Origin of the sequence: Microbacterium sp. Root61 (assembly GCF_001427525.1) — a bacterium.
Lineage (GTDB): Bacteria > Actinomycetota > Actinomycetes > Actinomycetales > Microbacteriaceae > Microbacterium.
The window spans coordinates 308,663-329,475 of sequence record NZ_LMGU01000001.1 but is presented as its reverse complement, the minus strand read 5'-3'; the positions used below and the strand labels follow the sequence as shown (position 1 = coordinate 329,475).

At 69.0% G+C, this 20,813-nt stretch carries 20 protein-coding genes; 7 read left to right on the top strand and 13 right to left on the bottom strand.

Annotated elements, in window-relative coordinates:
* Positions 1-107 precede the first annotated feature (107 nt).
* A complete protein-coding gene (locus ASD65_RS01630; RefSeq protein ID WP_056217539.1) occupies positions 108-593 on the top strand; it encodes a Dps family protein in 486 nt (161 codons plus the stop codon).
* Positions 594-654: 61 nt separating this feature from the next.
* Here ASD65_RS01630 and ASD65_RS01625 read toward each other — a convergent pair whose 3' ends face one another.
* From ASD65_RS01625 to ASD65_RS01605, 5 genes are all read right to left on the bottom strand, one after another.
* Complete coding sequence (locus tag ASD65_RS01625; RefSeq protein ID WP_235566572.1) at positions 655-1,512, bottom strand: alpha/beta fold hydrolase; 858 nt, start codon at positions 1,510-1,512, stop codon at positions 655-657.
* A gap of 33 nt (positions 1,513-1,545) precedes the next feature.
* The gene (locus tag ASD65_RS01620) at positions 1,546-2,529 is read right to left on the bottom strand and encodes an SRPBCC family protein (protein WP_056217533.1); all 984 of its coding nucleotides are present in this window, start codon (positions 2,527-2,529) and stop codon (positions 1,546-1,548) included.
* Positions 2,516-2,905, bottom strand: a complete 390-nt coding sequence (locus ASD65_RS01615; protein ID WP_056217530.1) for an ArsR/SmtB family transcription factor — start codon at positions 2,903-2,905, stop codon at positions 2,516-2,518. Before ASD65_RS01615 ends, ASD65_RS01620 begins: the two co-directional genes overlap by 14 nt.
* A gap of 91 nt (positions 2,906-2,996) precedes the next feature.
* Entirely contained in the window at positions 2,997-3,947 is a 951-nt protein-coding gene (locus ASD65_RS01610; RefSeq protein ID WP_056217527.1) for a nucleoside hydrolase, read from the bottom strand.
* Positions 3,948-4,025: 78 nt separating this feature from the next.
* Entirely contained in the window at positions 4,026-4,766 is a 741-nt protein-coding gene (locus ASD65_RS01605; protein ID WP_056217524.1) for an alpha/beta fold hydrolase, read from the bottom strand.
* A gap of 73 nt (positions 4,767-4,839) precedes the next feature.
* On the opposite strand from ASD65_RS01605, the gene ASD65_RS01600 reads away from it, so the two are divergent.
* Positions 4,840-5,553 carry a helix-turn-helix transcriptional regulator gene (locus ASD65_RS01600; RefSeq protein ID WP_056217520.1) on the top strand — a complete coding sequence of 238 codons (714 nt, stop codon included), beginning with the start codon at positions 4,840-4,842 and terminating at the stop codon, positions 5,551-5,553.
* Between the two features lie 62 nt (positions 5,554-5,615).
* Here the strand turns inward: ASD65_RS01600 and ASD65_RS01595 are convergent, their stop codons facing one another.
* From ASD65_RS01595 to ASD65_RS01560, 8 genes are all read right to left on the bottom strand, one after another.
* Entirely contained in the window at positions 5,616-6,278 is a 663-nt protein-coding gene (locus tag ASD65_RS01595; protein ID WP_056217517.1) for a response regulator transcription factor, read from the bottom strand.
* Between the two features lie 20 nt (positions 6,279-6,298).
* Positions 6,299-7,672 carry a sensor histidine kinase gene (locus ASD65_RS01590; protein ID WP_056217514.1) on the bottom strand — a complete coding sequence of 458 codons (1,374 nt, stop codon included), beginning with the start codon at positions 7,670-7,672 and terminating at the stop codon, positions 6,299-6,301.
* Positions 7,653-9,224 carry a multicopper oxidase family protein gene (locus ASD65_RS01585; RefSeq protein ID WP_235566571.1) on the bottom strand — a complete coding sequence of 524 codons (1,572 nt, stop codon included), beginning with the start codon at positions 9,222-9,224 and terminating at the stop codon, positions 7,653-7,655. Before ASD65_RS01585 ends, ASD65_RS01590 begins: the two co-directional genes overlap by 20 nt.
* A gap of 72 nt (positions 9,225-9,296) precedes the next feature.
* Positions 9,297-10,796, bottom strand: a complete 1,500-nt coding sequence (locus tag ASD65_RS01580) for an amidohydrolase (RefSeq protein ID WP_056217512.1) — start codon at positions 10,794-10,796, stop codon at positions 9,297-9,299.
* Positions 10,793-11,428, bottom strand: a complete 636-nt coding sequence (locus ASD65_RS01575; RefSeq protein WP_056217508.1) for an FMN-binding negative transcriptional regulator — start codon at positions 11,426-11,428, stop codon at positions 10,793-10,795. Before ASD65_RS01575 ends, ASD65_RS01580 begins: the two co-directional genes overlap by 4 nt.
* Positions 11,429-11,457: 29 nt before the next feature.
* Positions 11,458-12,453 carry an Fpg/Nei family DNA glycosylase gene (locus ASD65_RS01570; RefSeq protein ID WP_056217506.1) on the bottom strand — a complete coding sequence of 332 codons (996 nt, stop codon included), beginning with the start codon at positions 12,451-12,453 and terminating at the stop codon, positions 11,458-11,460.
* Positions 12,453-12,989 carry a ribose-5-phosphate isomerase gene (locus ASD65_RS01565; protein WP_056217503.1) on the bottom strand — a complete coding sequence of 179 codons (537 nt, stop codon included), beginning with the start codon at positions 12,987-12,989 and terminating at the stop codon, positions 12,453-12,455. The genes ASD65_RS01570 and ASD65_RS01565 overlap by 1 nt, the downstream gene beginning before the upstream one ends.
* Positions 12,990-13,009: 20 nt before the next feature.
* Positions 13,010-14,239, bottom strand: coding sequence for a ferrochelatase (locus ASD65_RS01560; RefSeq protein WP_056217501.1), 1,230 nt, complete (start codon positions 14,237-14,239; stop codon positions 13,010-13,012).
* Positions 14,240-14,335: 96 nt separating this feature from the next.
* On the opposite strand from ASD65_RS01560, the gene ASD65_RS01555 reads away from it, so the two are divergent.
* From ASD65_RS01555 to ASD65_RS01535, 5 genes are all read left to right on the top strand, one after another.
* Positions 14,336-14,701, top strand: coding sequence for an ArsR/SmtB family transcription factor (locus ASD65_RS01555; protein WP_056217498.1), 366 nt, complete (start codon positions 14,336-14,338; stop codon positions 14,699-14,701).
* On the top strand, positions 14,698-16,347 hold the full coding sequence (locus ASD65_RS01550; RefSeq protein ID WP_442922430.1) for a SulP family inorganic anion transporter: 1,650 nt from the start codon (positions 14,698-14,700) through the stop codon (positions 16,345-16,347). Before ASD65_RS01555 ends, ASD65_RS01550 begins: the two co-directional genes overlap by 4 nt.
* A 72-nt stretch (positions 16,348-16,419) precedes the next feature.
* Positions 16,420-18,963 (top strand): aminopeptidase N, encoded by a 2,544-nt coding sequence (gene pepN / locus ASD65_RS01545; RefSeq protein WP_056217496.1) that lies wholly within the window; start codon positions 16,420-16,422, stop codon positions 18,961-18,963.
* Between the two features lie 82 nt (positions 18,964-19,045).
* Positions 19,046-19,957 (top strand): ABC transporter ATP-binding protein, encoded by a 912-nt coding sequence (locus tag ASD65_RS01540; protein WP_056217493.1) that lies wholly within the window; start codon positions 19,046-19,048, stop codon positions 19,955-19,957.
* Complete coding sequence (locus tag ASD65_RS01535; protein WP_056217489.1) at positions 19,954-20,811, top strand: ABC transporter permease subunit; 858 nt, start codon at positions 19,954-19,956, stop codon at positions 20,809-20,811. Before ASD65_RS01540 ends, ASD65_RS01535 begins: the two co-directional genes overlap by 4 nt.
* Positions 20,812-20,813 lie beyond the last annotated feature (2 nt).

The following is a 20,813-nucleotide window of genomic DNA, read 5'->3' as shown; positions in this document are numbered from 1 at the left end:
GGCACCTCCGAGCGCGATTTAGCCGAGCCTCAGCTTGCTTGCGGAATGCGACGGCCTGAGTAGCGTTGTTCCTGCAGACATCACCCGCACACCACGGAGGACGAACAATGACGAAGTCACAGACCATTCCCGCCACCACGGCAGACCCGACGGTCGCCGCAGGTTCAGCGCAGTTCCTCGCGCCCGTCGTCATCGGACTCCAGGCGCTCGTCGTCAACGGCAAGCAGGCGCACTGGAACGTCCGTGGCGCGAACTTCATCGCGATCCACGAGCTGCTCGACTCGGTCGTCACGCATGCCCAGGACTGGTCGGACACCGCCGCGGAGCGCATCGTCGCCCTCGGCCTGCCGATCGACGCACGCCTCTCCACCGTCGCTGAGAAGGCCGGCAAGAGCGCCGTGCGTGCCGGCTTCACGCAGTGGGACGTCATGGTCCGCGACATCATCGCCGACATCGACGCCGTGCTCGTGGATGTCAAAGCCGCCGTCGACGGCCTGGATGAGGTCGACCTCACGAGCCAGGACGTGGCGATCGAGATCATGCGCGGCCTCGAGAAGGACCGCTGGTTCCTCGTCGCGCACCTCGCCGAATAGTCATTGCACAGACGAAGCCCCCGCCGATCCGGCGGGGGCTTCGTCGTTCAGGCTTTGTCGTTCAGGCGAGCACGTCGCGAAGTCGCGCGGCGAACCCGTCGGGGTCGCTGGGGAATCCCGGCTGGACGGTGAAGCCGCCGTGATTGCTCGGGAACTCCGTCGCGGGGATGCCGACGGCCGCTGCGATCGCTCGCGCTCCGCGCGCCGCCATCGTTTCGCCCGACTCGACGCCCGCAGCCAGCACGAGCCGGTCGCCGAGAGCGCGTAGGGCCGCGATATCCGGGCGGTAGGCGAGGATCGACGGCATGTTGCGCATGAGCGGATTGGTGCGCGAGCCGTCGTCGTCGCCCGACATGCCGAACATCGCCGGATCGGGGGCGGGCTGGTCGAGGTAGTCGTCCGGCACGGGCCCGTCGAACATCACGAACCCGATGAACTTCGCCATCGCCGCGCCATCGCCCTGCTCGGCATAGGTCCGCTTCATGTCTGCCACAACCGCGAGCACCGTGTCCGCATCGGGCAGCTCGGGCGCGCTGGGCGGTTCGTGTGCCACCACCTTGCGCACATCCTCCGGGTGCGCGGCGGCCAGCGCCAGCAGGGTCACCGCACCGCCGCTGCTGCCGAACGCGTCGACCGGCCCGACGCCGAGGGCGGAGATCACCCGGTGCAGATCTTCGGCGTGCTGTTCGGCGGTGATGTCGGCCGTCCCGACGGGATTGCGTCCCGCGCCGCGCGGGTCGTAGGTCACCACCGGCCGGTCGCTGAAGTGTGCGGCCAGTACCTGGAAGCCCGTGGCATCCATCGGCGCCCCGAAGAGGAACAGCGCCGGTCGCTCCGCCGTCGCGTCGGCGAGGTCTCCGTGAACGTCGTAGGTGATCGCGTCGTCGCCTTCGCCCACCACGTGCGTGGTGATGGTCATTTCCGTCATGTTCTTCCCTTTCTCGCGCCCACCTCACACGGAGGCGAGCACCTCGCGCTCAAGGCGCTCGTAGCTGGTTTCCATGCCGTCGAGCATGCCTGTGGCGAGCACGATGTCGCGGGTCGCGGCATCCGGGTACTCGATGAGCAGCGTGAGCAGCGTCGCGCCGTCCTCTTCGAAGAGCTGCAGGTCGTTCGTCGTCGACGGGTAGTCGGTGCCGGTCATGTGCTCGGTCGTGACGCTGCGACGCGGCCCATCCATGACGAGGTTCTCGCCATCGAATCCGAATGCCTGACCCTCCGTGCCGTCGACCGGCTCCCACGCATAGCGGTAGTGTCCGCCGACCGCCGGGTCGACTTCGCACACCGTCATTCGCCAGCCGTCAGGTCCGAGCAGCCATTGGCGGAGCAGGTCGGGCTCTGTGTGCGCACGCCAGACGAGGTCGCGCGATCCTTCGACCAGACGCGTGATGCGCACGTGCTGGTCGTCGAGCACCTCGAGCCGCGTGCCCTTGCCCTGGGCATAGTCGCGCAGGCTCTGCAGCACGGTGTCGAGCTGCGACATCGCCATCCGGGTGCCCTCGACCATGCCCATCGCGACGGACTGCTCGAGCGCCTCGAGCGACTCGAAGTGCGTGACGCCGTGAAGCCGTGTGCGAGCACCCTCGTCGACGAACGAGAACACCATGCGCATGGGCGGCATCTCGGTGAGCAGCTCCCCCGCCTCGTCCGCAAAGCCGTCGAGCACCTCGAAGGAGTCGGGAGCGTCGATACGGAGGAACTCCCAGCGGGCGTGGTGCGTCTCGCCGTCCGGCCCCGTCATCGAGTACTGGGCGAGCCCTCCGGGCGTGAAGTCGAACCGCGTGAAGGTGGCGGGCCACCCGGGAGGGCCCCAGAACCGCTCGAGCTGGCGCGGATCGGTGAAGACAGACCACACGCGATCGACGGATGCGTCGAACTCGGCGTGGATGTTCATCGTCAGTGTCGCGGGGTCACTGATGATCTCAGTCACGGGCATGGCTTCCTCCTGGGGTGTCAGGTTTCGGATCTGGCGTCTCGACCGGCTCGGCGAGGATCTCGTCGATGCGACGGATGCGGTGACGCCAGAGGTCCTGGTAGCGCTCGAGCAGCAACTGCGCCCGGGCGATCATGGCGGGATCGGTGCGCACGAGTCGCTCTCTTCCCTCGGCCCGCTTGATGATCAGGCGGGCGGCCTCCAGCACGGCGACGTGCTTCTGCACCGCCGCGAACGACATGTCGTACGCAGCGGCGAGCGTCGAGACCGACTGCTCGGCCTCGATCGTGCGGCGCAGGATGTCACGCCGCGTCGCGTCGGCGAGGGCCCGGAAGATCCGGTCCACCTCGTCGTCGCTGAGTTCAAGTTCTACAACCATTTGGTTGTAGATTATGAGCGGCGAGCGCGCCTGTCAACCCCCTCCGCTGATCGATCTGCGCGGGGGTACTCCCAGTGTGGGCACCATCCCCCTAGCCGCGGGCGACCTCGCTCATCGAGCTCGCCTCCGCAGCAGCCTCGAGCCGTTCGACCAAGTGATCGAGGAAGCCGTCGTAGTCGCGCCATCCGATGGCGACGTGCGCCGTGCGGCCCTCCGAGGCTTCCGCCACGACCCCGTCCTCGTCCACCACGAGAGCCAGGTCCACGATGTCTGCGGCGTCGTGGCGGTATGCGAGATAGACGGCGAGTGTGTCGAAGAGCACCGAGGTGAGCTCCTCCGGCGAGGAGATGACGGTCGAAGCGGTCGGGAACTCGCCCCACCACTCCCGGTAGTCGCGCATCACGAGCTGCAGCAGCGGGCTACGGGAGTCGCGGATGCGTGCGAACCGCTCCCCCTGGAGCTCGATGTCCCCGCAGCTGTCTACCGGCGTCAGGGTGAGGTCCCACTCGGATGCGAGGAGTGTCCGGAAAGCCGGGACATCGAGGATGACGTTGTACTCCTTCTGCGGTCCGTCCACGCCGGAGAAGACCCCGCCGCGCAGATAGGCGGCCATGCTGATCACACGGGACCGCGACGTGATCGCCGGCTCGCGGACCACAGCGGCCGCCACGTTCGTCAGGGGTCCGATCGCGATCAGCGTCACCGGCTCCGGGCTCGCCATGATCGTGTCGATGATGGCCGCGACGCCGTCCTCATGCGCGATGCCCTCGTACGCGGACAGCGGCATGGCCGCCGCGCCCGCCGGGATCGTCTGCACGGGGATTCCCTCGGGCAGCGCCGTCGCCGGACCGATCCCGATCGGGATGTCGGTGCGACCAGCCGCACTGAGGATGCCGGCGAGCAGCTGCGCGCGGTACGTCGTGTCTCCGGACGCCGTGGTGATCAGGCGCACGTCGAGCTCCGGGCATCCGAGGATCATCGCCACAGCCCAGTGATCGTCGATGTCGGTGCCGAGGTCGGTGTCCAGGATGACGGGGATCATGGGCCGAATCTATTGCGCAAGAGCTCCGATTCCCCTGTTCGGACCGCCAACTGCACGGCGTAGGTTTTGGCGTACAGCTCAGTCGGCTCGAGAAGCCGCCGACTGAATGACGTTGGCGAGGTCGCCGGGACGGCTCCACATGGGCCAATGGCCGGTCGGGAGATCGATGACGTCGAGGTGCTCGAGGTTCGCGACTTCGGCGAACATGGCGTGGCCTGCACGGGACAGCTCGAGCACCTGCGCGCTCGGGATCGAGCAGCACACCAGGGTGGTCCGGACTTTGCGGCGAGCGTCGTTCGTGAGTTCGACGGGCTGACGAAGCACGGGGCCGGGCTCGGGGACGGCCCGGGCCCGAAAACGCTCGAGGATCTCTGCGCTCAGGCCTTCGAGGCTCGCCTGTTGTCCGAGGACGTCGAAGGGCGGCAGCGGAACCTCCTCCACCCCCTCCGGGAGATCTGGGGCGAAGACGCTTCCCGTCGCCACAGGGCCGGAGTCGACCCACATCACCCGACGAACAAGCTCGGGGTGCCGGTCAAGGACGAGGCTGACGGGGGCGTTGGCCCCACTGTGAGCGACGACGATCGCGGGCTGATCCCCGGGAACCCGGAGCCGAGTGAGACCGTCGAGGATTGCTGCGGCTTGATCGTCGAGAGTCTTCTCTGCACGCTCGGGATCGTCCCCATCGAGACCGGGCAGCGTGATCGCGATGGCGCGAGAGTGGTGGGTGTTCAGGTGTTCAAGGACTTCGTCCCACGCCCACGCGCCCAGCCAGTGGCCGGCGATGAGGATGACGGTCGGACTGCTCGTAGTACTGGTCATGTCACTAGCTTCGTGGGCGGTCCGGGCAGGTGTATGTCACTATTTGTGTCATGAATTTGCTGCGGGCTGAACGGTGAAGCGAGCAGAACGACTCCATGCCCTGTCCGAGATGCTGCGCCGGAACGGATCACGGGGATGCTCCGCCGAGCGGCTGGCGAGAGAGTTCGGCGTATCCGTGCGCACAGTCAAGAGAGACCTCGCGGCGCTCGAGAACAGCGGCGCGCCGATATGGTCGCGTCCCGGTCCGGGCGGCGGCTACGGATTGGCCATCGGTGCATCCCTGCCGCCTGTCAGCCTGTCTCCCGCGCAGGCCGTCGCGCTCATGTCGGCCGTGTCCGCTGCACCCGATGCCCCCTACGCCGATCTGGCAACGGCCGGCATCCAGAAGATCCTGGACGTTCTCGACCCCAGAACCCGAGCGAGAGCCGAAGATCTGGCCGGCCGGGTCTGGGTCAACGCGGTCCCCTCATCCTCTTCGCGCGCGATCAGGTCGGCACTGGAAGAGGCGATGGCCGAGCAGCGCGTGATCCGCATGCGCTACACATCGGGAGACGGCGTCACGACCACCCGGGACGTCGAACCCGTGCTGTTCGCCTCCACGAACGGCCAGTGGTACCTCGTCGGGTGGTGCCGACTGCGCGACGCGATGCGCTGGTTCACGGTGTCACGCATCGAGCGAGCCAGCGTGACCAAGACGGCGTGCGTCGGCCACACCGTCCACGAGGTCGGAGAGCCCCCAGCGAACGCCAGACCGGTGCACGGTCGGGGCGAGCGAGTCACCCGATAGGCCTCTCCGGTCCGTGCTGCCGGCGAGCCGCCCCCGGCTCTGAGACCGGGAATGCTCGGCCGTCAGGAGCGCTGCAGGAACGCGAGGACTGCGAGGACCCGCCGGTGATCGGAGCCGGACTCCTCGAGGCCGAACTTCTGGAAGATCGAGCTCACGTTCTTCTCCACCGCACCGACGCCGATGAACAGCCGGGCCGCGATCGTCGCGTTGCTGCATCCCTCGGCCATGAGCTCGATCACGTCGCGCTCGCGCGGGGTCAGCGCCGACAGCGGATCGGGCCGTGCGGCCAGCAGCTGCCGCACCACCAGCGGATCCAGGACCGTGCCGCCCTCCTGCACCCGTCGCACGGCGTCGGTGAACTCCTCGAGTGACGTGACGCGGTCTTTGAGGAGGTAGCCGACCCCGCCCTCTCCCCCGGCGAGCAGCTCTCGCGCGTACACGCCTTCGACGTACTGGCTGAGCACGAGGATGCCGATGTCGGGCGCCTCCGCGCGCAGCTGCAGTGCCGCCCGGATGCCCTCGTCGCGGAACGAGGGCGGCAGCCGCACGTCGAGGATCGCGACATCCGCTCGGGCGTCACGCACGCGCTCGAGGATGTCCTCGGCGTCGCCGAACGCCCCGGCCGTGACATAGCCGGCCTCGTCGAAGAGTCGGATCAGCCCTTCGCGCAGCAGCACCGAGTCCTCGACGAGGACGACTCTGAGGGGATGCTCCGGCACGGTCATCCCCCCAGAATAGGTGTCGCTCATCCGGCGGTCGGCAGTGGCACGTGGGCGCCGACGGTGGTCGGTCCGCCGAGCGGGCTCTCCACCTTCAGCACGCCGCGCAGACCGAGGATGCGGTCGCGCAAGCCCTCGAGACCGTGCCCGGGCGCCATGTGCGCACCGCCGCGACCGTTGTCCACGACCCACACATCGAGCATCTCGGGCACGCCGGTCTCGGAGCGGCGGAGCGAGGCCTTGACCGTCGCCGCGGTGGCCCCGGAGTGCTTCACGGCGTTGGTGAGCAGCTCCGCCACGGTGAAGTACACCGTGCGGGCGATCTCCGGGCTGACGGCCTCATCGATCTCCGGGTCGAGGTCGGCCTGCACGGGCAGGCCGGCGAGCTCTGCGAGGCTGCTCAGCGCCGCGGTGAGCCCACGGTCCTGCAGCAGCGGCGGAGCGACCCCGCTGGAGAGGGCACGCAGTTCGTCGAGCGCGGCCTTGGCGTGGGTACGCGCATCGCGGGCGAGGCCGGCCGCGGCATCCGCGTCTCCCGACTCCGCGCGCCGCTCGAGGGCGGCCAGGTCCATCTGCAGACGCACGAGACGCTGCTGCGGACCGTCGTGGATGTCGCGCTCCAGGCGGCGCAGGGCGACGTCCTCGGCGTGCACGGCGGCGCTTCTGGCCCTCGCCTCGGCCCGCACCTCGACGGCGAGGTCATCGGAGCGCGAACGACCGAGCATGGCTGCGGCGATCGCGTGGTGCACGCGGGCCAGCCCGCCGAGCACCCACGGCATGGTCACGGTGAAGATCACACCGGCCACGAGGTACAGCACGACCTCGACCGCCCACGACGACCAGCCGCCGAACAGCCACGGAAGTGCGTCGGCGACATACACTCCCCAGTCGCCGTCGCGCCCCGCGATGTCGCCCCGCGGGAGGAAGGCACCCCAGAACCAGTAGGTGAGCCCACCGAGCCCGACGCTGAGCCAGACGACCGTCAGCGTGAACGTGACGGTGCTCACGATCGGGCTGACGATCATGCCGTGCAGCAGCGACCACCAGTAACGCGCAGTGCGCACCGGGCGGGTGAGCGTCATCCAGAACCCGGTCTTGTCGGGCGTGTCGTGGTTCCATTCCGGCTCGCTGATGGGCGGCAGACCGGTCAGCAGCAGGAGGAATCGGTCGGCGATGCCGAAGCCGCGGGCGATGAGCAGAGAGAGCACCACGATGGGCAGACCCACGATGATGACGAGCATGCCGACGCCCGCCCAGAACAGCGATGCGAGCACGCTTACGCTGATCATCGCCAGCGCGAAGACCAGCAGCAGGTAGGCGGCGCTGCCGGGCGTGCGCTTCCACAGTTCGCCGTAGGACCTCCACCCGGTCGGGCGGGTCTCAGTGGCCGTGATTGTCATCGTCGTCTCCCTCGATACGGTTCAGGGCGGGCTGCTGGCCCGGCTGGACGACCAGGAACTGTCCCATCATGCCCTGGTCTTCATGCCACAAGAGGTGGCAGTGGTACATATACGGCGTGGTCGGATCCGCGTAGTCCTCGAAGCGGACGAGCAGCCGATACTCGCGCTGCGACTCGAGCGCGATCGTGTCCTTCCAGCCCGCCAGGCGCGCCGGGGGTGCTTGGCCATCGATACTGACGACCCGGAATTGCGTGTCGTGCACGTGGAACGAGTGCGGCAGCGGATTCTCGTTCCGCACCGTCCACAGTTCGCTCGTGTCGACCGTCGCGACGAAGTCGACGCGATTCATCTCCATCTGCCGGTCGTTGATGTTGTGACCCGACATCACGAAGTTGCGCTCCTGGGCGATGTCGCTCAGATCCGGGGCGGGCACGTCGGCGAGCACGGTCGGCAGTTCCGCAGAGCGAGCAAGGGATGCCGCGGCACGAAGTTCGAAGACGTCGAAGGCCGCCGACCCGGCGTTCAGTGCAGGGTCCGGGGCGAGCGATCGCATCGCGACCGTCTCGCCGGGTCGCAGCGTCACGATGATCTCGGCTCGCTCCCCCGGTGACAGGGGCACCCGGTCGGTCGGCACCGGTGCGCTCAGCAGTCCGCCGTCGGTCGCGATGAGGTCGAAGTCACGGCCGTCGGCGAGCGCGAAGTCGTACATGCGCGCGCTGGAGCCGTTCAGCAGCCGGAGCCGCACCTTCTCCGTCGACACGTCGAGATACGGTGTCGTCGCACCGTTCACGAGGATCGTGTCACCGAGCGCCCCGTCAAACTGCGTGCCCAATCCACCCGAGAACGCGCCGTCGGTGCCGAAGCTGCGGTCCTGCACGATCACAGGGAAGTCGTCGACCCCGTAGGTGCACGGCAGAGCCAAGGCGCTCTCCGTGTCGTCACGGAGCAGGAACATGCCCGCCAGTCCGGCGTCCACCTGTGCGCGCGTGCGCTCGTGCAGGTGCGGGTGGTACCAGAGCGTCGCGGCGGGCTGATCGATGGCCCACTCCGGGTGCCAGGTGTCCCCCGGCGCGATCGGGTTGTGCGGGCCGCCGTCCATGGCGGCGGGCAGGTGCATCCCGTGCCAGTGGACCGTCGTGCTCTCGTCGAGGCTGTTGCCGACATCGACACGCACGGTCTCCCCGCGCTGGGCCACGAGTGTCGGCCCGAGATAGGAACCGTTGTACCCGAGGGTCGGCGTGCTCCCCTCCGGCACGAAGTCGGTGGTCCCCGTCTGGGCCTCCAGCGTGAACACCCGCACGCCGTCCTCGACGCGGGACTCGGCCAGCGGCGGGATCGGCATCGGCTGGGTGAACTCGACGGCGCCGGTGGCCGGCGGTGTGGGGCGCCCGAACGGTACGAACACCGCGATCAGGATGCCGACGACGACCACCAGCAGCACGATCGGGAGGGCGATGAGCATCGCGATCAGCGCACCGCGGCGGCGCGGCGGACGCACAGGCGTGCGTGGCGGCGCCGTCGGCGCGGCGGGGAAGTCGGGTGTCGATGTCACCGTTCCAGCGTCGCGAAAACGCCGGCCCTGCGGCATCCGACCGCCTACCGAGACGACCGGGGGGATAACCCCCTACGCGCGGTGCGTGAGCCGCCCGCCGAGCAGCGTCGCCACCACGGCCATGTCCCGCATCTCGGGCTCGGTCGCCGTCAGCGGATCGCGGTCGCACAGAGCCAGGTCGGCGAGCGCGCCGGGTTCGATGCGCGCCCCGGCGGTGGACCCGCCGTACGTCGAGGCCGCGAGCGCGGTCGCCACGTCCACGCCCTGCTCCGGCTGCCAGGCTTCGCGTCCATCGCGCGTGCGGAACACCGCTGCCGCGATCGCCGCCCAGGGATCCAAGGGCGAGACGGGTGCATCCGAGCCGAACAGCAGGTTGGCGCCGGTGTCGGCGAGCGCTCGCAGGGGATACGGGAGTCCGGTCTGCTCCGCCCACACCGTGTCGGTCAGGTCACGGTCATCGACCGCGTGCTCCGGCTGCACGCTGGCCCCGATGCCCAGCCGGGCGAATCGCGGGATGTCGACATGTGCGACGAGCTGCGCGTGTTCGATGGTGCCCCACGCGCCGGTCGCGGCAAAGGCATCGAGCGCGTGCGAGTTCGCGACGTCGCCGATGGCGTGGATGGCGCACGCCAGCCCGCCCGCCGTCGCGTCCGTCATCAGGGCGAGCAGTCGCTCGGGCGCCACCGTCAGCATCCCCCGGTTCGCGGGGTCGTCCGGGTATGCGTGCGAGCAGGCCGCGGTCCGCGTGCCGAGTGATCCGTCGGTGATGACCTTGAGCGATCCGACGCGCGCGAGTTCGGAGCCGCGCACCGGATCACCCGTGCGCAGTCCGGCGGCGAGGGCGCGCGGGAGGTACTCGGGGTAGATGCCGAACTCGACCCGGAGCGCATCGAAGCCCGAGGCCAGTCGCCGCGCCCAGGACTCCTCGTTCCAGGCCATGTCGAAGTCGACGAGCCCCACCACACCGCGGGTCGCGGCATCCTGCGCCGTCTTCGCCACGAGCGCATCGCCGATGACCGGATCGACGGCATTGAGGCGCCGCGAGATCTCGAACGCCGGCTCCTCGCGCAGCAGACCACTCGCATCGCGCTCATGTCCCTCACGGCGCAGGGCCGCTGTGTTGAGCCATACGCTGTGCACGTCCGCGTTGATCAGGTACGTCGGAATGTCGCCGGTGGCGGCATCGAGCAGATCCAGCGTCGGGATGTCGCTCCAGAACGCATCGCGGAAACCCGTGCCGATGCGCCGCCCGTCGGGCAGGACAGGTGCGTCCGCCATGATGCGCGCGGCATGGGCGGCCGACGTGGCCTCGCCCAGCGGCATGCGCTGGGCCGACAGCGCCCACTGCACGACGTGGACGTGGTGATCCCACAGGCCGGGGATGAGCCAGGTGCCGTCGGCGTCGACGACCTCGCCGCGTGGGCGGATCGCTCCCGCGGGCGCGATGTCGGCGATGACCCCGCCGTCGAGGAAGACGTCGTAGACGGTGTCACCGTCGGGCAGGAACTCCCGCCCGGCGCCGGCGATGCGTGTCCGGGTGATCGTGCCGATCTGGGCGCCGATCCCGCTCACGGACGCACTCGCGCGTCCTCGGCGCGACGCATCTCGGCGGCGAGCGCCGGGTTGGCGTGCGGCCCTTCGGCGGAGAGCTGGGCGATCACGGTCTCGATGACCTCCGGGGTCTTGTTCTGACTGAGCTTGCGCTTGGCGACGACCTTGGTGGGCGTGAGGCGGAACCCGACGGTCCCCCGTTCCAGCCGCTCCACGAACGCGGGGTCGTTAGGCGCCTGCCACATCAGGCGCGGCTCCGGCATGGGCTTCTCGAACCGCTCCACCAGACGCTCGAGCACGCGCAGGTTCTCCTCAGGGGCGAGGACCTCGGGGACGCCGGTCAGGTGGGCCGAGATGAAGTTCCAGGTGGGCACGGCCGCGACATCGCCGTACCAGCCGGGCGACACGTACCCGTGCGGTCCCTGCACGACGACGAGCAGCTCGCGCTCGCCGAGTCCGTGAACGAGGTCGTCCGGCTTGCCGACGTGGCCGACGATCGTCAGGTCGTCGCGGTCGGCGTCCAGCAGCACGGCGTAGTGGGACGCGACAAGCCCGTCATCGGTCGCACTCACCAGGGTCACCCACGGGTTGAGGTCGATCAGTCGACGCAGCTCCGCGACATCCGTCATCGCAAAGGAAGGGTTCTGACGCATGGGTTCAGCCTACGAGTGTTCGCCTCGGCTCAGGCCTGACAGGAGGGACACCAATAGAGCTTGCGGGCGCCCATCTCCTCCAGCACGATCTCGGTGCCGCAGATCCGGCACGGCAGCCCGGCGCGGTGGTACACCCAGTGCCGGTCGTCGCGGTGCGCCATCGCCTTGCGGTAAGCGGTCGGATCCAGGTCGTCCATCGTCATCATCTGGCCGGTCTCGACGCCGATCGACAACAGCCGCACCCAGTCGCGCCACAGCTCGCGCACGACCTCCTCGCGCACCTGCTTGCCCGGAGTGTGCGGGTTCTGGCGCGCGCGGAACAGCAGTTCGGCCCGATAGACGTTGCCGATTCCGCTGACGACGCTCTGGTCCATCAGCAGCAGCCCGATCGGGGTGGGCTTGCGCCGCACCACGGCGGTGAAGCGCTCCTCGCCCTCGGCGATGTCGTCCACCAGCGGGTCTGGACCGAGCTTGGCGATCGTCGCGGCGACCTCGTCGGGCGTCTGCAATTCGCACGAGGTCGGACCGCGCAGGTCCGCACAGGTGGAGTCGGTCATCAGCCGCAGCCGCACCTGACCGACGACCGGCGGCGGCCATTCCAGGTCATCGCCGGCAAGACCGGTGGTCTGCTCGGACATGCGCACGTGCACGCGTGTGCGCCGCGGAGCACCGATCGAGCTCAGCGAGTTCTCGCCCGCAGCATCCAGGATCGCGGCCTCATCCGTGCCGCGCTGGTTGGTCTGCCCCATCCGCCCGTTCGCCGAAGCGATCGTCGGGTCCACGAGGATCTCGCCGGCGAAGTCCCAGGCGCCGTACATGCCCAGATGCACGCGCAGCCACAGGTCGTCCTCGAACTCGAGGAACATCTGCTTGCCGACCGCGCGGACAGCGGTCGCGCTCGTGCCGTCGATCATCGCCGCGCCCTCGACGAACCGCCCCTGCGGACTGGATGCCGCGACCTGCCGACCGACGAAGTTGCGGTCGAATTGGCGGGCGATCCGGTGGACGGAATGGCCCTCCGGCATCAGCCTGCCTCGGGGTCGATCTGATCGACGTCCTCGCCGCCGCGCGCCACGAGCACCCGCGGGTCGGGCTCGAGCGAGCCGTCCGCCTCGAACGCGGCGATCTGCGCGATGCGGCGCACGTGGCGCTCCTCACCGGAGAACGGCGTGGCGATGAAGCGGTCGATGAAGGATGCCGCCTCCTCGAACGTGTGCTGGCGGGCACCGATCGAGATCACGTTGGCGTCGTTGTGCTCGCGGGCCAGTTCGGCGGTCGCGATGTTCCAGACCAGGGCGGCACGGATGCCGTGCACCTTGTTCGCGGCGATCTGCTCGCCGTTGCCCGAGCCGCCGAAGACGACACCGAGAGCCTCGATGCCGGCGGCCTGGTCGCGCACGACGGCCTGGGCGGCACGGATGCAGAAGGACGGATAGTCATCGAGCGGTTCGTACTCGAGGGGTCCGTGGTCCACGACGTCGTGTCCCGCCTCAGCGAGGTGGTGCATGAGCTGCGTGGAGAACTCGAGGCCGGCGTGGTCGGTCGCGATATGGATGCGCATGGCCCAATCCTAGAGTCGAGTCACGGGGCGACCCCCGCCGCGGCGGGCTTGAACCCCGCACGGATGTTCTCGCAGCACGCGGGACGACACACGTCGAACCACGGTCCGAGGTCGGTCGAGTGCGGGCGCTCACCGGGCGCGGTGCCGTTCAACCGCTCCTGGATGAGGTCGACCAGTCCCGAGACGAAGGCGGGATCCACCCCGGGCGTCGGGGTGCGCACGGCCCGGAGTCCCGCCTCGGTGGCCGCATCCAGCGCCTCGGTGTCGAGGTCCCAGAGCACCTCCATGTGGTCGCTCATGAAGCCCAGCGGCACCACCGCGACGGCCTGCATCCCGCGGCCGGGGAGCTCGCCGATCACGTCGCACACGTCCGGCTCGAGCCAGGGCTGCGACGCCGGGCCCGACCGGGACTGGTAGACGAGCTCCCAGCGCACTCCGTCGGCAACGGGCACCGCCGCTGCGACCTCCGCCATGACATAGGCGGCCACGGCGCGGTGCTGCGCCGCATAAGCGCCGCCCTCGCCGAAGTCCTGGTCGCGCGGGCCGGAACGCTCGGCGTCGGCGGTCGGGATGCTGTGGGTCGAGAACAGCACCGTGATCGCCTCGGGGGCGATGCCGTCGGCGAGGAAGCCCTGCACGGCGTCACGCACGCCTGCGACGAAGGCCGAGACGAAGCCGGGGTGGTCGAAGAACTGACGCACCTTGTCGATCGTCATCGGGGCCGGCAGCGACGGGTCGCCGAGTCCGGTGTCGGTCAGCACCCGGGCGAAGTCCTCGCGGTACTGCCGGCAGCTGGAGAAAGAGCTGTACGCGCTGGTCGCGACGGCGAGGAGGTTCGTGTGACCGGAGGCCGCGGCATCCGTCACCGCATCCTCCAGGTACGGCGCCCAGTTGCGGTTGCCCCAGTACACCGGCAGGTGCAGGTCGCGGCCGGCGAGCTCGGCCTCCAGCGCGGCCTTCAACGCACGGTTCTGCGCATTGATCGGGCTGATGCCGCCGAAGTGGCGGTAGTGGTGCGCGACCTCTTCGAGGCGTTCGTCGGGGATGCCGCGCCCGCGTGTGACGTTGCGCAGGAACGGGATGACGTCCTCCTGCCCCTCGGGACCGCCGAAGCCGGCCAGCAGCACCGCGTCATAGGCGACCGGCACCTCGACGAACGGCGCCCCGCCACGGGCTTCGGGTGAGGCGAACGGCACCGCTCCCCCACCGTCGAGGTCGGATCCGGACGGCTGCACATCGCTTTCACCCATGCGTCCATCCTGACACCGCCGCCGCCGCGTCAGGTCCCACGGGCGTCGACCCGGCATCGATCGAGCGCGGACACCAAGCGATATGATGATTTCATCATGCCATCAAGCAATGCAGAACGTCCGCTCTACGAAGTGAAGGCCGGGTTGTTCAAAGGCCTCTCTCATCCGTTCCGAATCCGGATCCTCGAGCTGCTCTCGGCGAGTGATGAGCTCACGGTCGGCGCGCTGCAGGAGGAGACCGGCCTCGAGTCCTCTCACCTCTCCCAGCACTTGTCCGTCCTGCGGCGCCACCGGCTGGTGGAGTCGGAACGGCGGGCGAGTCACGTCTACTACCGCTTGAGTTCACGCACGATCGCTGACCTGCTGGTGGTGGCACGTCAGCTGCTCGGAGAGGTGATGGCGGCGGAGCGCGACCGTGCGGACGGCGTCGGCGAGTTGCCGACGCTCCAGGTCCGTCGTTGAACAGGCTGCTGGCTTCGGCGCGCGCCCTGCTCCCCTCACTCGCCGACTATCGAGGCGTTCGGCGGTCCTGGCGGAGCGACCTCCTGGCCGGGCTGACGGTCGGCATCGTGGCCCTCCCCCTGGCACTCGGATTCGGAATCTCCTCGGGAGCAGGAGCCGAGGCAGGTCTGATCACCGCGATCGTCGCGGGTGTCGTGGCGGCCGTGTTCGGCGGCTCGCACGTGCAGATCTCGGGTCCCACGGGAGCGATGGTCGTGGTGCTCGCGCCGATCGTGGCCTCGCAGGGCATCGCGGCAGTCGCCCTGGTGAGCGTCATGGCGGGAATCATCGTTCTGGTGGCCGGCGTCCTGCGGCTGGGACGCGCCGTGTCCTTCATCCCGTGGCCGGTGATCGAAGGGTTCACCGTCGGCATCGCGATCATCATCTTCCTGCAGCAGGTACCCGCGCTGACGGGGCCGGACAGCCACAGCTCCGAGACGAATGTCATCCTCGCCGCCGTGGACTCGCTCGTCCATGCCGACGTGGGGTATCTGCTCTGGGCGCTCGGCGCCGTCGCGATCGTCACGGCATGCATGGTCCTTCTGCCGCGGGTTCACCGCGCGCTTCCCGGTTCATTGATCGGGATCATCGCAGTGACACTGCTGGCCGTGGTGCTGCCCTCGCCGCTGACGGTGATCGGCGCACTGCCGACCAGCCTGCCCGGCCTCGCCCTGCCCTCCTTCGACCCGGCCACGATTGCCGCATTGCTGCTGCCCGCGCTGACCGTCGCGGCCCTCGCCGCGATCGAGTCCCTGCTGTCGGCTCGGGTCGCCGCCTCCCTCGCCGATACGGGTGGCTACGACCCCGATCGCGAGCTGGTGGGCCAGGGACTGGCTTCCGTCGCCGCCGGGCTCTTCGGCGGGATGCCGGCCACCGGGGCCATCGCTCGCACCGCCGTCAACGTGCGTTCCGGCGGCCGCACGCGCCTCGCGTCGATCGCACACGCCGTCGTCCTCCTGCTGGTCGTGCTCCTTGCCGCCGGTCCCGTCGGCAGGATTCCCCTCGCCGCACTGTCCGGGGTGCTCATGGTCACCGCGGTGCGCATGGTGCACATCGGCACCGCGCGATCGATTCTGAGGTCGACCAAGGCGGATGCCGCGGGGTTCGTGATCACCGCCATCGTGACGGTCTCGGTGGACCTCATCGTCGCCGTGATCATCGGCATGATCGTGGCCGGCGCCTTCGCGATCCGCAGCCTGTCCCGCTCCACCGGCGTGCACCGGGAGGACCTCCCGGGCCCGCCCGTCGCGGGCGATGAACGGATCGCGGTCATCCGCATCGACGGGCCGCTGATCTTCGCGGCGGCCGATCGGGTGCTCGAGAGCGTGACATCGCTGCAGGGGGTGTCCGTCGTGATCCTCCGCATGTCGCAGCTCGAAGTCGTCGACGCCACCGGGGCGCACGTGCTCAGCGAAATCGTGCGGCAATGGGAGCGCCGCGGGGTCACGGTGCTGATCAAGGGGGTGCAGGAAGGGCATGTCGATCTGTTCACGACGGTGGGAGTGCTGCAGTCGCTCCGCCACCACAACCACCTCTTCGACGACCTCCCGACCGCCGTCGAACACGCGCGCAGCCATGTCCTTCGCGAGGATGCCGCCGCCGCGTAGGCTGTACGGGTTGCCGTCGGCGCCAGCAGCGCCATGCCCCGGCATCCACCCTCACCCCTTGGGAGCATCGCAGTGCCTGGAGAGAACCTCACCCGCATCGAGGCGCAGGAGCGCCGCACGATCGTCGACACCCACTCGTATGACGTCTCGCTCGACCTCACGAAGGGCGACGAGGTCTTCTCCTCCCGCACCGTCGTGCGCTTCAGCGCCGTCGCCGGCGCGAGCACGTTCATCGACCTGATCGCCCGCGACGTCCGCTCGATCACCCTGAACGGTCGCGACGTGTCGGTCTCGGCCTTCGCCGATTCGCGCATCGCGCTGACCGATCTCGCCGCCGAGAACGAGCTCATCGTCGACGCGGACTGCCTGTACACGAACACGGGCGAGGGCCTGCATCGCTTCGTCGACCCCGTCGACGGCGAGGTGTACCTCTACTCGCAGTTCGAGGTGCCCGACTCCCGCCGCGTCTTCACGGTGTTCGAGCAGCCCGACCTCAAGGCGACGTTCCAGTTCACGATCACCGCGCCCGAGCCGTGGAAGGTCATCTCCAACTCCCCCACCCCCGAGCCGAAGAAGCACGGCGACGGCCGGGCCACGTGGACCTTCGAGCCCACCCCGCGCATCTCCTCGTACATCACCGCGCTCATCGCGGGCCCGTACGAGTCCACGTTCTCGGAGCTGACCAGCACCTCCGGCCGCGTCATCCCGCTCGGCGTCTACGGCCGCAAGAGCCTGTGGCAGCACCTGGACGCCGACTACATCTTCGACAAGACCCGCGAGGGCTTCGCGTACTTCGAGAAGAAGTTCGACTACCCGTACCCGTTCGCCAAGTACGACCAGCTGTTCGTCCCCGAGTTCAACGCGGGCGCGATGGAGAACGCCGGTGCGGTCACCTTCACCGAGACCTACGTCTTCCGCAGCAAGGTGACGGATGCCGTCAAGGAGCGCCGCGTCGTCACGATCCTGCATGAGCTGGCGCATATGTGGTTCGGCGACCTCGTCACCATGAAGTGGTGGAACGACCTCTGGCTGAACGAGTCCTTCGCCGAGTGGGCCTCCACCATCGCCACTGCCGAGGCCACCGAGTGGACCGAGGCGTGGACCACGTTCAACGCGATGGAGAAGACCTGGGCGTACCGCCAGGACCAGCTCCCCTCCACGCACCCGGTCGTCGCCGAGATCAACGACCTCGAAGACGTGCAGGTCAACTTCGACGGCATCACCTACGCCAAAGGCGGATCGGTGCTCAAGCAGCTGGCCGCCTGGGTCGGCATCGAGCAGTTCTTCGCCGGCGTCTCGGAGTACTTCAAGAAGCACGAGTGGGGCAACACCGAGGTCGGCGACCTGCTCGCCGAGCTCGAGAAGACGAGCGGCCGCGAGCTGTCCGGCTGGTCGAAGAAGTGGCTCGAGACGGCGGGCGTCAACACGCTCACGCCGCTCATCGAGGAAGGCGTCGACGGCAGGATCACGCGCTTCGCGATCGTGCAGACCGCGCCGGCCGACTACCCGACCATCCGCCCGCACCGCCTCGGTGTCGGGTTCTACAGCCTGAAGGACGGCGCCCTGGTGCGCGTGCACCACGTCGAGCTCGACGTGGACGGCGACCGCACCGAGGTCACCGAGCTCAAGGGCATCGAGCGCCCCGACCTCGTGCTGCTCAACGACGAGGACCTCGCTTACGCGAAGATCCGCCTCGACGAGCGGTCGCTCAAGACGGCGATCGACCACCTCGGCGCGATCAGCGACCCGCTGGCCCGCTCGCTGGTGTGGGGTGCCGCATGGGATCAGACGCGGGATGCCGAGGCATCCGCCAGCGACTACGTCGACCTCGTGCTGCGAAACATCGGCGCCGAGACCGAGTCCACGACCGTTCGCACCACGCTCGGTCAGCTGCTGCTCGCCGCCAACGCGTATGTCTCCCCCGAGAAGCGGCATGCGACGCGCGTCAAGGTCGCCGAGGGCCTCTGGGCGCTCGCGCAGGCCGCCGAGGCCGGCAGCGACAGCCAGCTCCAGTTCGTGACGACGTTCGCCAGTGCAGCGGCGAACCCGGCGCAGTCGGAGCTCGTCCGCCAGGTCCGCGACGGTGACGTGACCTTCGAGGGTCTCGATATCGATACCGACCTGTCGTGGCAACTGCTCGTCTCGCTCGCGACGGCCGGCGTGGTCTCCGCGTCCGACATCGACGCCGCGCTGGCTGCCGACAACACGGCCAAGGGCGGCGAGTTCGCCGCTCAGGCGAAGGCCGCGCTGCCGACCGTCGAGGCCAAGCGCATCGCGTGGGACTCGCTCGTGGAGAACGACGACCTTCCCAACACGATCGTGCGTGCCGCCGCGGCCGGACTCGTCCACCCCGCGGGCGTGGACGTGCTGGACGCGTTCGTGCAGCCGTACTTCGACATGCTGCTGCCGATCTGGACGTCGCGGACCTACCAGATCGCGCAGTACCTGATCGTCGGGCTGTACCCGGCAGCGCTCGCGAACACCGTGCTGCGCGACGCCACGCGTGCGTGGCTCGCGGCCAACGGCGACGCCGCCCCGGCTCTCCGCCGCCTCGTGCAGGAGAACCTCGCGGGCGTCGAGCGCGCCCTCGCGGTGCAGGAGCGCGACGCCCAGTAGTACCCCGGTACCACCCGCACCACGCGAAAGACCCTCCTCCAGGCTGATGTGCCGGAGGGGGGTCTTTCCGTAACGTCGAAGCATGATCGTTGCAGAGAACCTCAGCAAGAGCTTCGGCAGTAAACACGCCGTCTCCGATGTCAGCTTCACCGTGCAGCCGGGCCTGGTCACCGGCTTCCTCGGTCCGAACGGTGCGGGCAAGTCCACCACCATGCGCATGATCGTGGGGCTCGACAAGCCCACGCAGGGCGGGGTCACCGTCAACGGCCGCGACTACTCCGGGCTGCGCTCCCCCCTCACCGAGGTGGGTGTGCTGCTGGACGCGAAGGCTGTCCACACCGGCCGCAGCGCCACCAACCACCTCCGCGCGATGGCCGCCACGCACGGTATCCCCCGTTCCCGTGTCGACGAGGTGATCGACATCACCGGACTCGCCTCCGTCGCGGGCAAGCGCGCCGGCGGCTTCTCGCTCGGCATGGGGCAGCGGCTCGGCATCGCCGCGGCCCTGCTCGGCGACCCGCACACCCTGATCCTGGACGAGCCGGTCAACGGCCTCGATCCGGAAGGTGTGCTGTGGGTGCGCCGCTTCGTGCGGCACGCGGCATCCGAAGGCAAGACCGTCCTGCTCTCCAGCCACCTGATGAGCGAGATGGCCCTGACCGCCGACCACATCATCGTGCTCGGCCGCGGACGGGTGCTGGCCGACCTGCCGGTCGACGAGATCGTGCAGCGCTGGACCCTCAGCACGGTGCGCGTCCGCAGCCCGCACGCCCTCGCCCTGTCCGAGTCACTGGCCCGCGACGGCGTGACGATCACCAACCTGGCCCCCGATCTACTCGAGGTATCCGGAGTCGCGGCACCCGTCATCGGCGATCTGGCCGCGGCACGCGGATTCGCACTGCACGAGCTGACCCCGGCATCCGGCACCCTCGAAGACGCCTACCTGCGCCTGACCGGCGACGACGTCGAGTACAAGACGAAGGACATCGCATGAGCACCCTGACCGCCGGATCGACGGCCGCACGCACCCACACCGTGGATGCCTCGCCCTACCGCCTCTCGTTCGCCCACCTGGTGCGCGGCGAGTGGATCAAGCTCGTGACGCTGCGCTCGACCTGGTGGTCGTTCGGCATGGTCGCACTCATCTCGATCGGCCTCAGCCTCTTGATGGCGACATCGATGAGCGCCTTCCTGGGCGACTCGGGGCCGCTCAGCGTCGCCGAGATCAATGCGCAGGCCGTGATGGTCGTACTGTTCAGCACCGTGCTGACGCAGCTGCTCGCTGTCGTCATCGGCGCAATCTCCGTCACGGGCGAGTACTCGACGGGCATGATCCGCTCGACGCTCACGGCTGCTCCGCAGCGCATCCCGTCCCTCCTCGCGAAGGCACTCGTCGTCGGGGTGAGCCTGTTCGTCAGCACGTTCGTGGTGTTCGTGATCGCCGCGCTGGTGACCGGCCCGATCCTCCCGACCGGAGCGATGGACCTCAGCGACCTCAACAGTTCGCTGATGCCCCTGCTCGGAGCGTCGTTCTACCTCGCGATCATCGCCATCCTGGGCGTCGGCATCGGGTTCATCATCCGCAACGGACCGGGGGCGCTGGCCGCCGGCATCGGACTCGTGTTCGTCGCACCGCTGATCGTCGGATTCTTCCCGCGCATCCCCGACCTGGAGTGGCTGCACACCCTCGCCAGCTACCTGCCGTCCAATGCCGGCCAGTCGCTGTTCATGGGATCGCCGATGTCGGGCGACGTCCTGGAGACGGTCCCGGCCGTACTGACGCTCATCGCCTGGGCCGTCGTCGCACTCGTGGGCGGCAGCACCGTACTGAAGACGCGCGACGCGTAGAG

Excerpts from the sequence above, each read along its gene's own strand:
- ASD65_RS01540 (WP_056217493.1), top strand. The coding sequence starts at position 19,046 with ATGATCGTTGCAGAGAACCTCAGCAAGAGCTTCGGCAGTAAACACGCC.
- ASD65_RS01590 (WP_056217514.1), bottom strand. The coding sequence starts at position 7,672 with ATGACAATCACGGCCACTGAGACCCGCCCGACCGGGTGGAGGTCCTAC.
- ASD65_RS01575 (WP_056217508.1), bottom strand. The coding sequence starts at position 11,428 with ATGCGTCAGAACCCTTCCTTTGCGATGACGGATGTCGCGGAGCTGCGT.
- ASD65_RS01560 (WP_056217501.1), bottom strand. The coding sequence starts at position 14,239 with ATGGGTGAAAGCGATGTGCAGCCGTCCGGATCCGACCTCGACGGTGGG.
- ASD65_RS01620 (WP_056217533.1), bottom strand. The coding sequence starts at position 2,529 with ATGCCCGTGACTGAGATCATCAGTGACCCCGCGACACTGACGATGAAC.
- ASD65_RS01595 (WP_056217517.1), bottom strand. The coding sequence starts at position 6,278 with ATGACCGTGCCGGAGCATCCCCTCAGAGTCGTCCTCGTCGAGGACTCG.
- ASD65_RS01625 (WP_235566572.1), bottom strand. The coding sequence starts at position 1,512 with ATGACCATCACCACGCACGTGGTGGGCGAAGGCGACGACGCGATCACC.
- ASD65_RS01615 (WP_056217530.1), bottom strand. The coding sequence starts at position 2,905 with ATGGTTGTAGAACTTGAACTCAGCGACGACGAGGTGGACCGGATCTTC.
- ASD65_RS01565 (WP_056217503.1), bottom strand. The coding sequence starts at position 12,989 with ATGCGCATCCATATCGCGACCGACCACGCCGGCCTCGAGTTCTCCACG.
- ASD65_RS01535 (WP_056217489.1), top strand. The coding sequence starts at position 19,954 with ATGAGCACCCTGACCGCCGGATCGACGGCCGCACGCACCCACACCGTG.
- ASD65_RS01610 (WP_056217527.1), bottom strand. The coding sequence starts at position 3,947 with ATGATCCCCGTCATCCTGGACACCGACCTCGGCACCGACATCGACGAT.
- ASD65_RS01605 (WP_056217524.1), bottom strand. The coding sequence starts at position 4,766 with ATGACCAGTACTACGAGCAGTCCGACCGTCATCCTCATCGCCGGCCAC.
- ASD65_RS01630 (WP_056217539.1), top strand. The coding sequence starts at position 108 with ATGACGAAGTCACAGACCATTCCCGCCACCACGGCAGACCCGACGGTC.
- ASD65_RS01570 (WP_056217506.1), bottom strand. The coding sequence starts at position 12,453 with ATGCCGGAGGGCCATTCCGTCCACCGGATCGCCCGCCAATTCGACCGC.
- ASD65_RS01555 (WP_056217498.1), top strand. The coding sequence starts at position 14,336 with ATGCCATCAAGCAATGCAGAACGTCCGCTCTACGAAGTGAAGGCCGGG.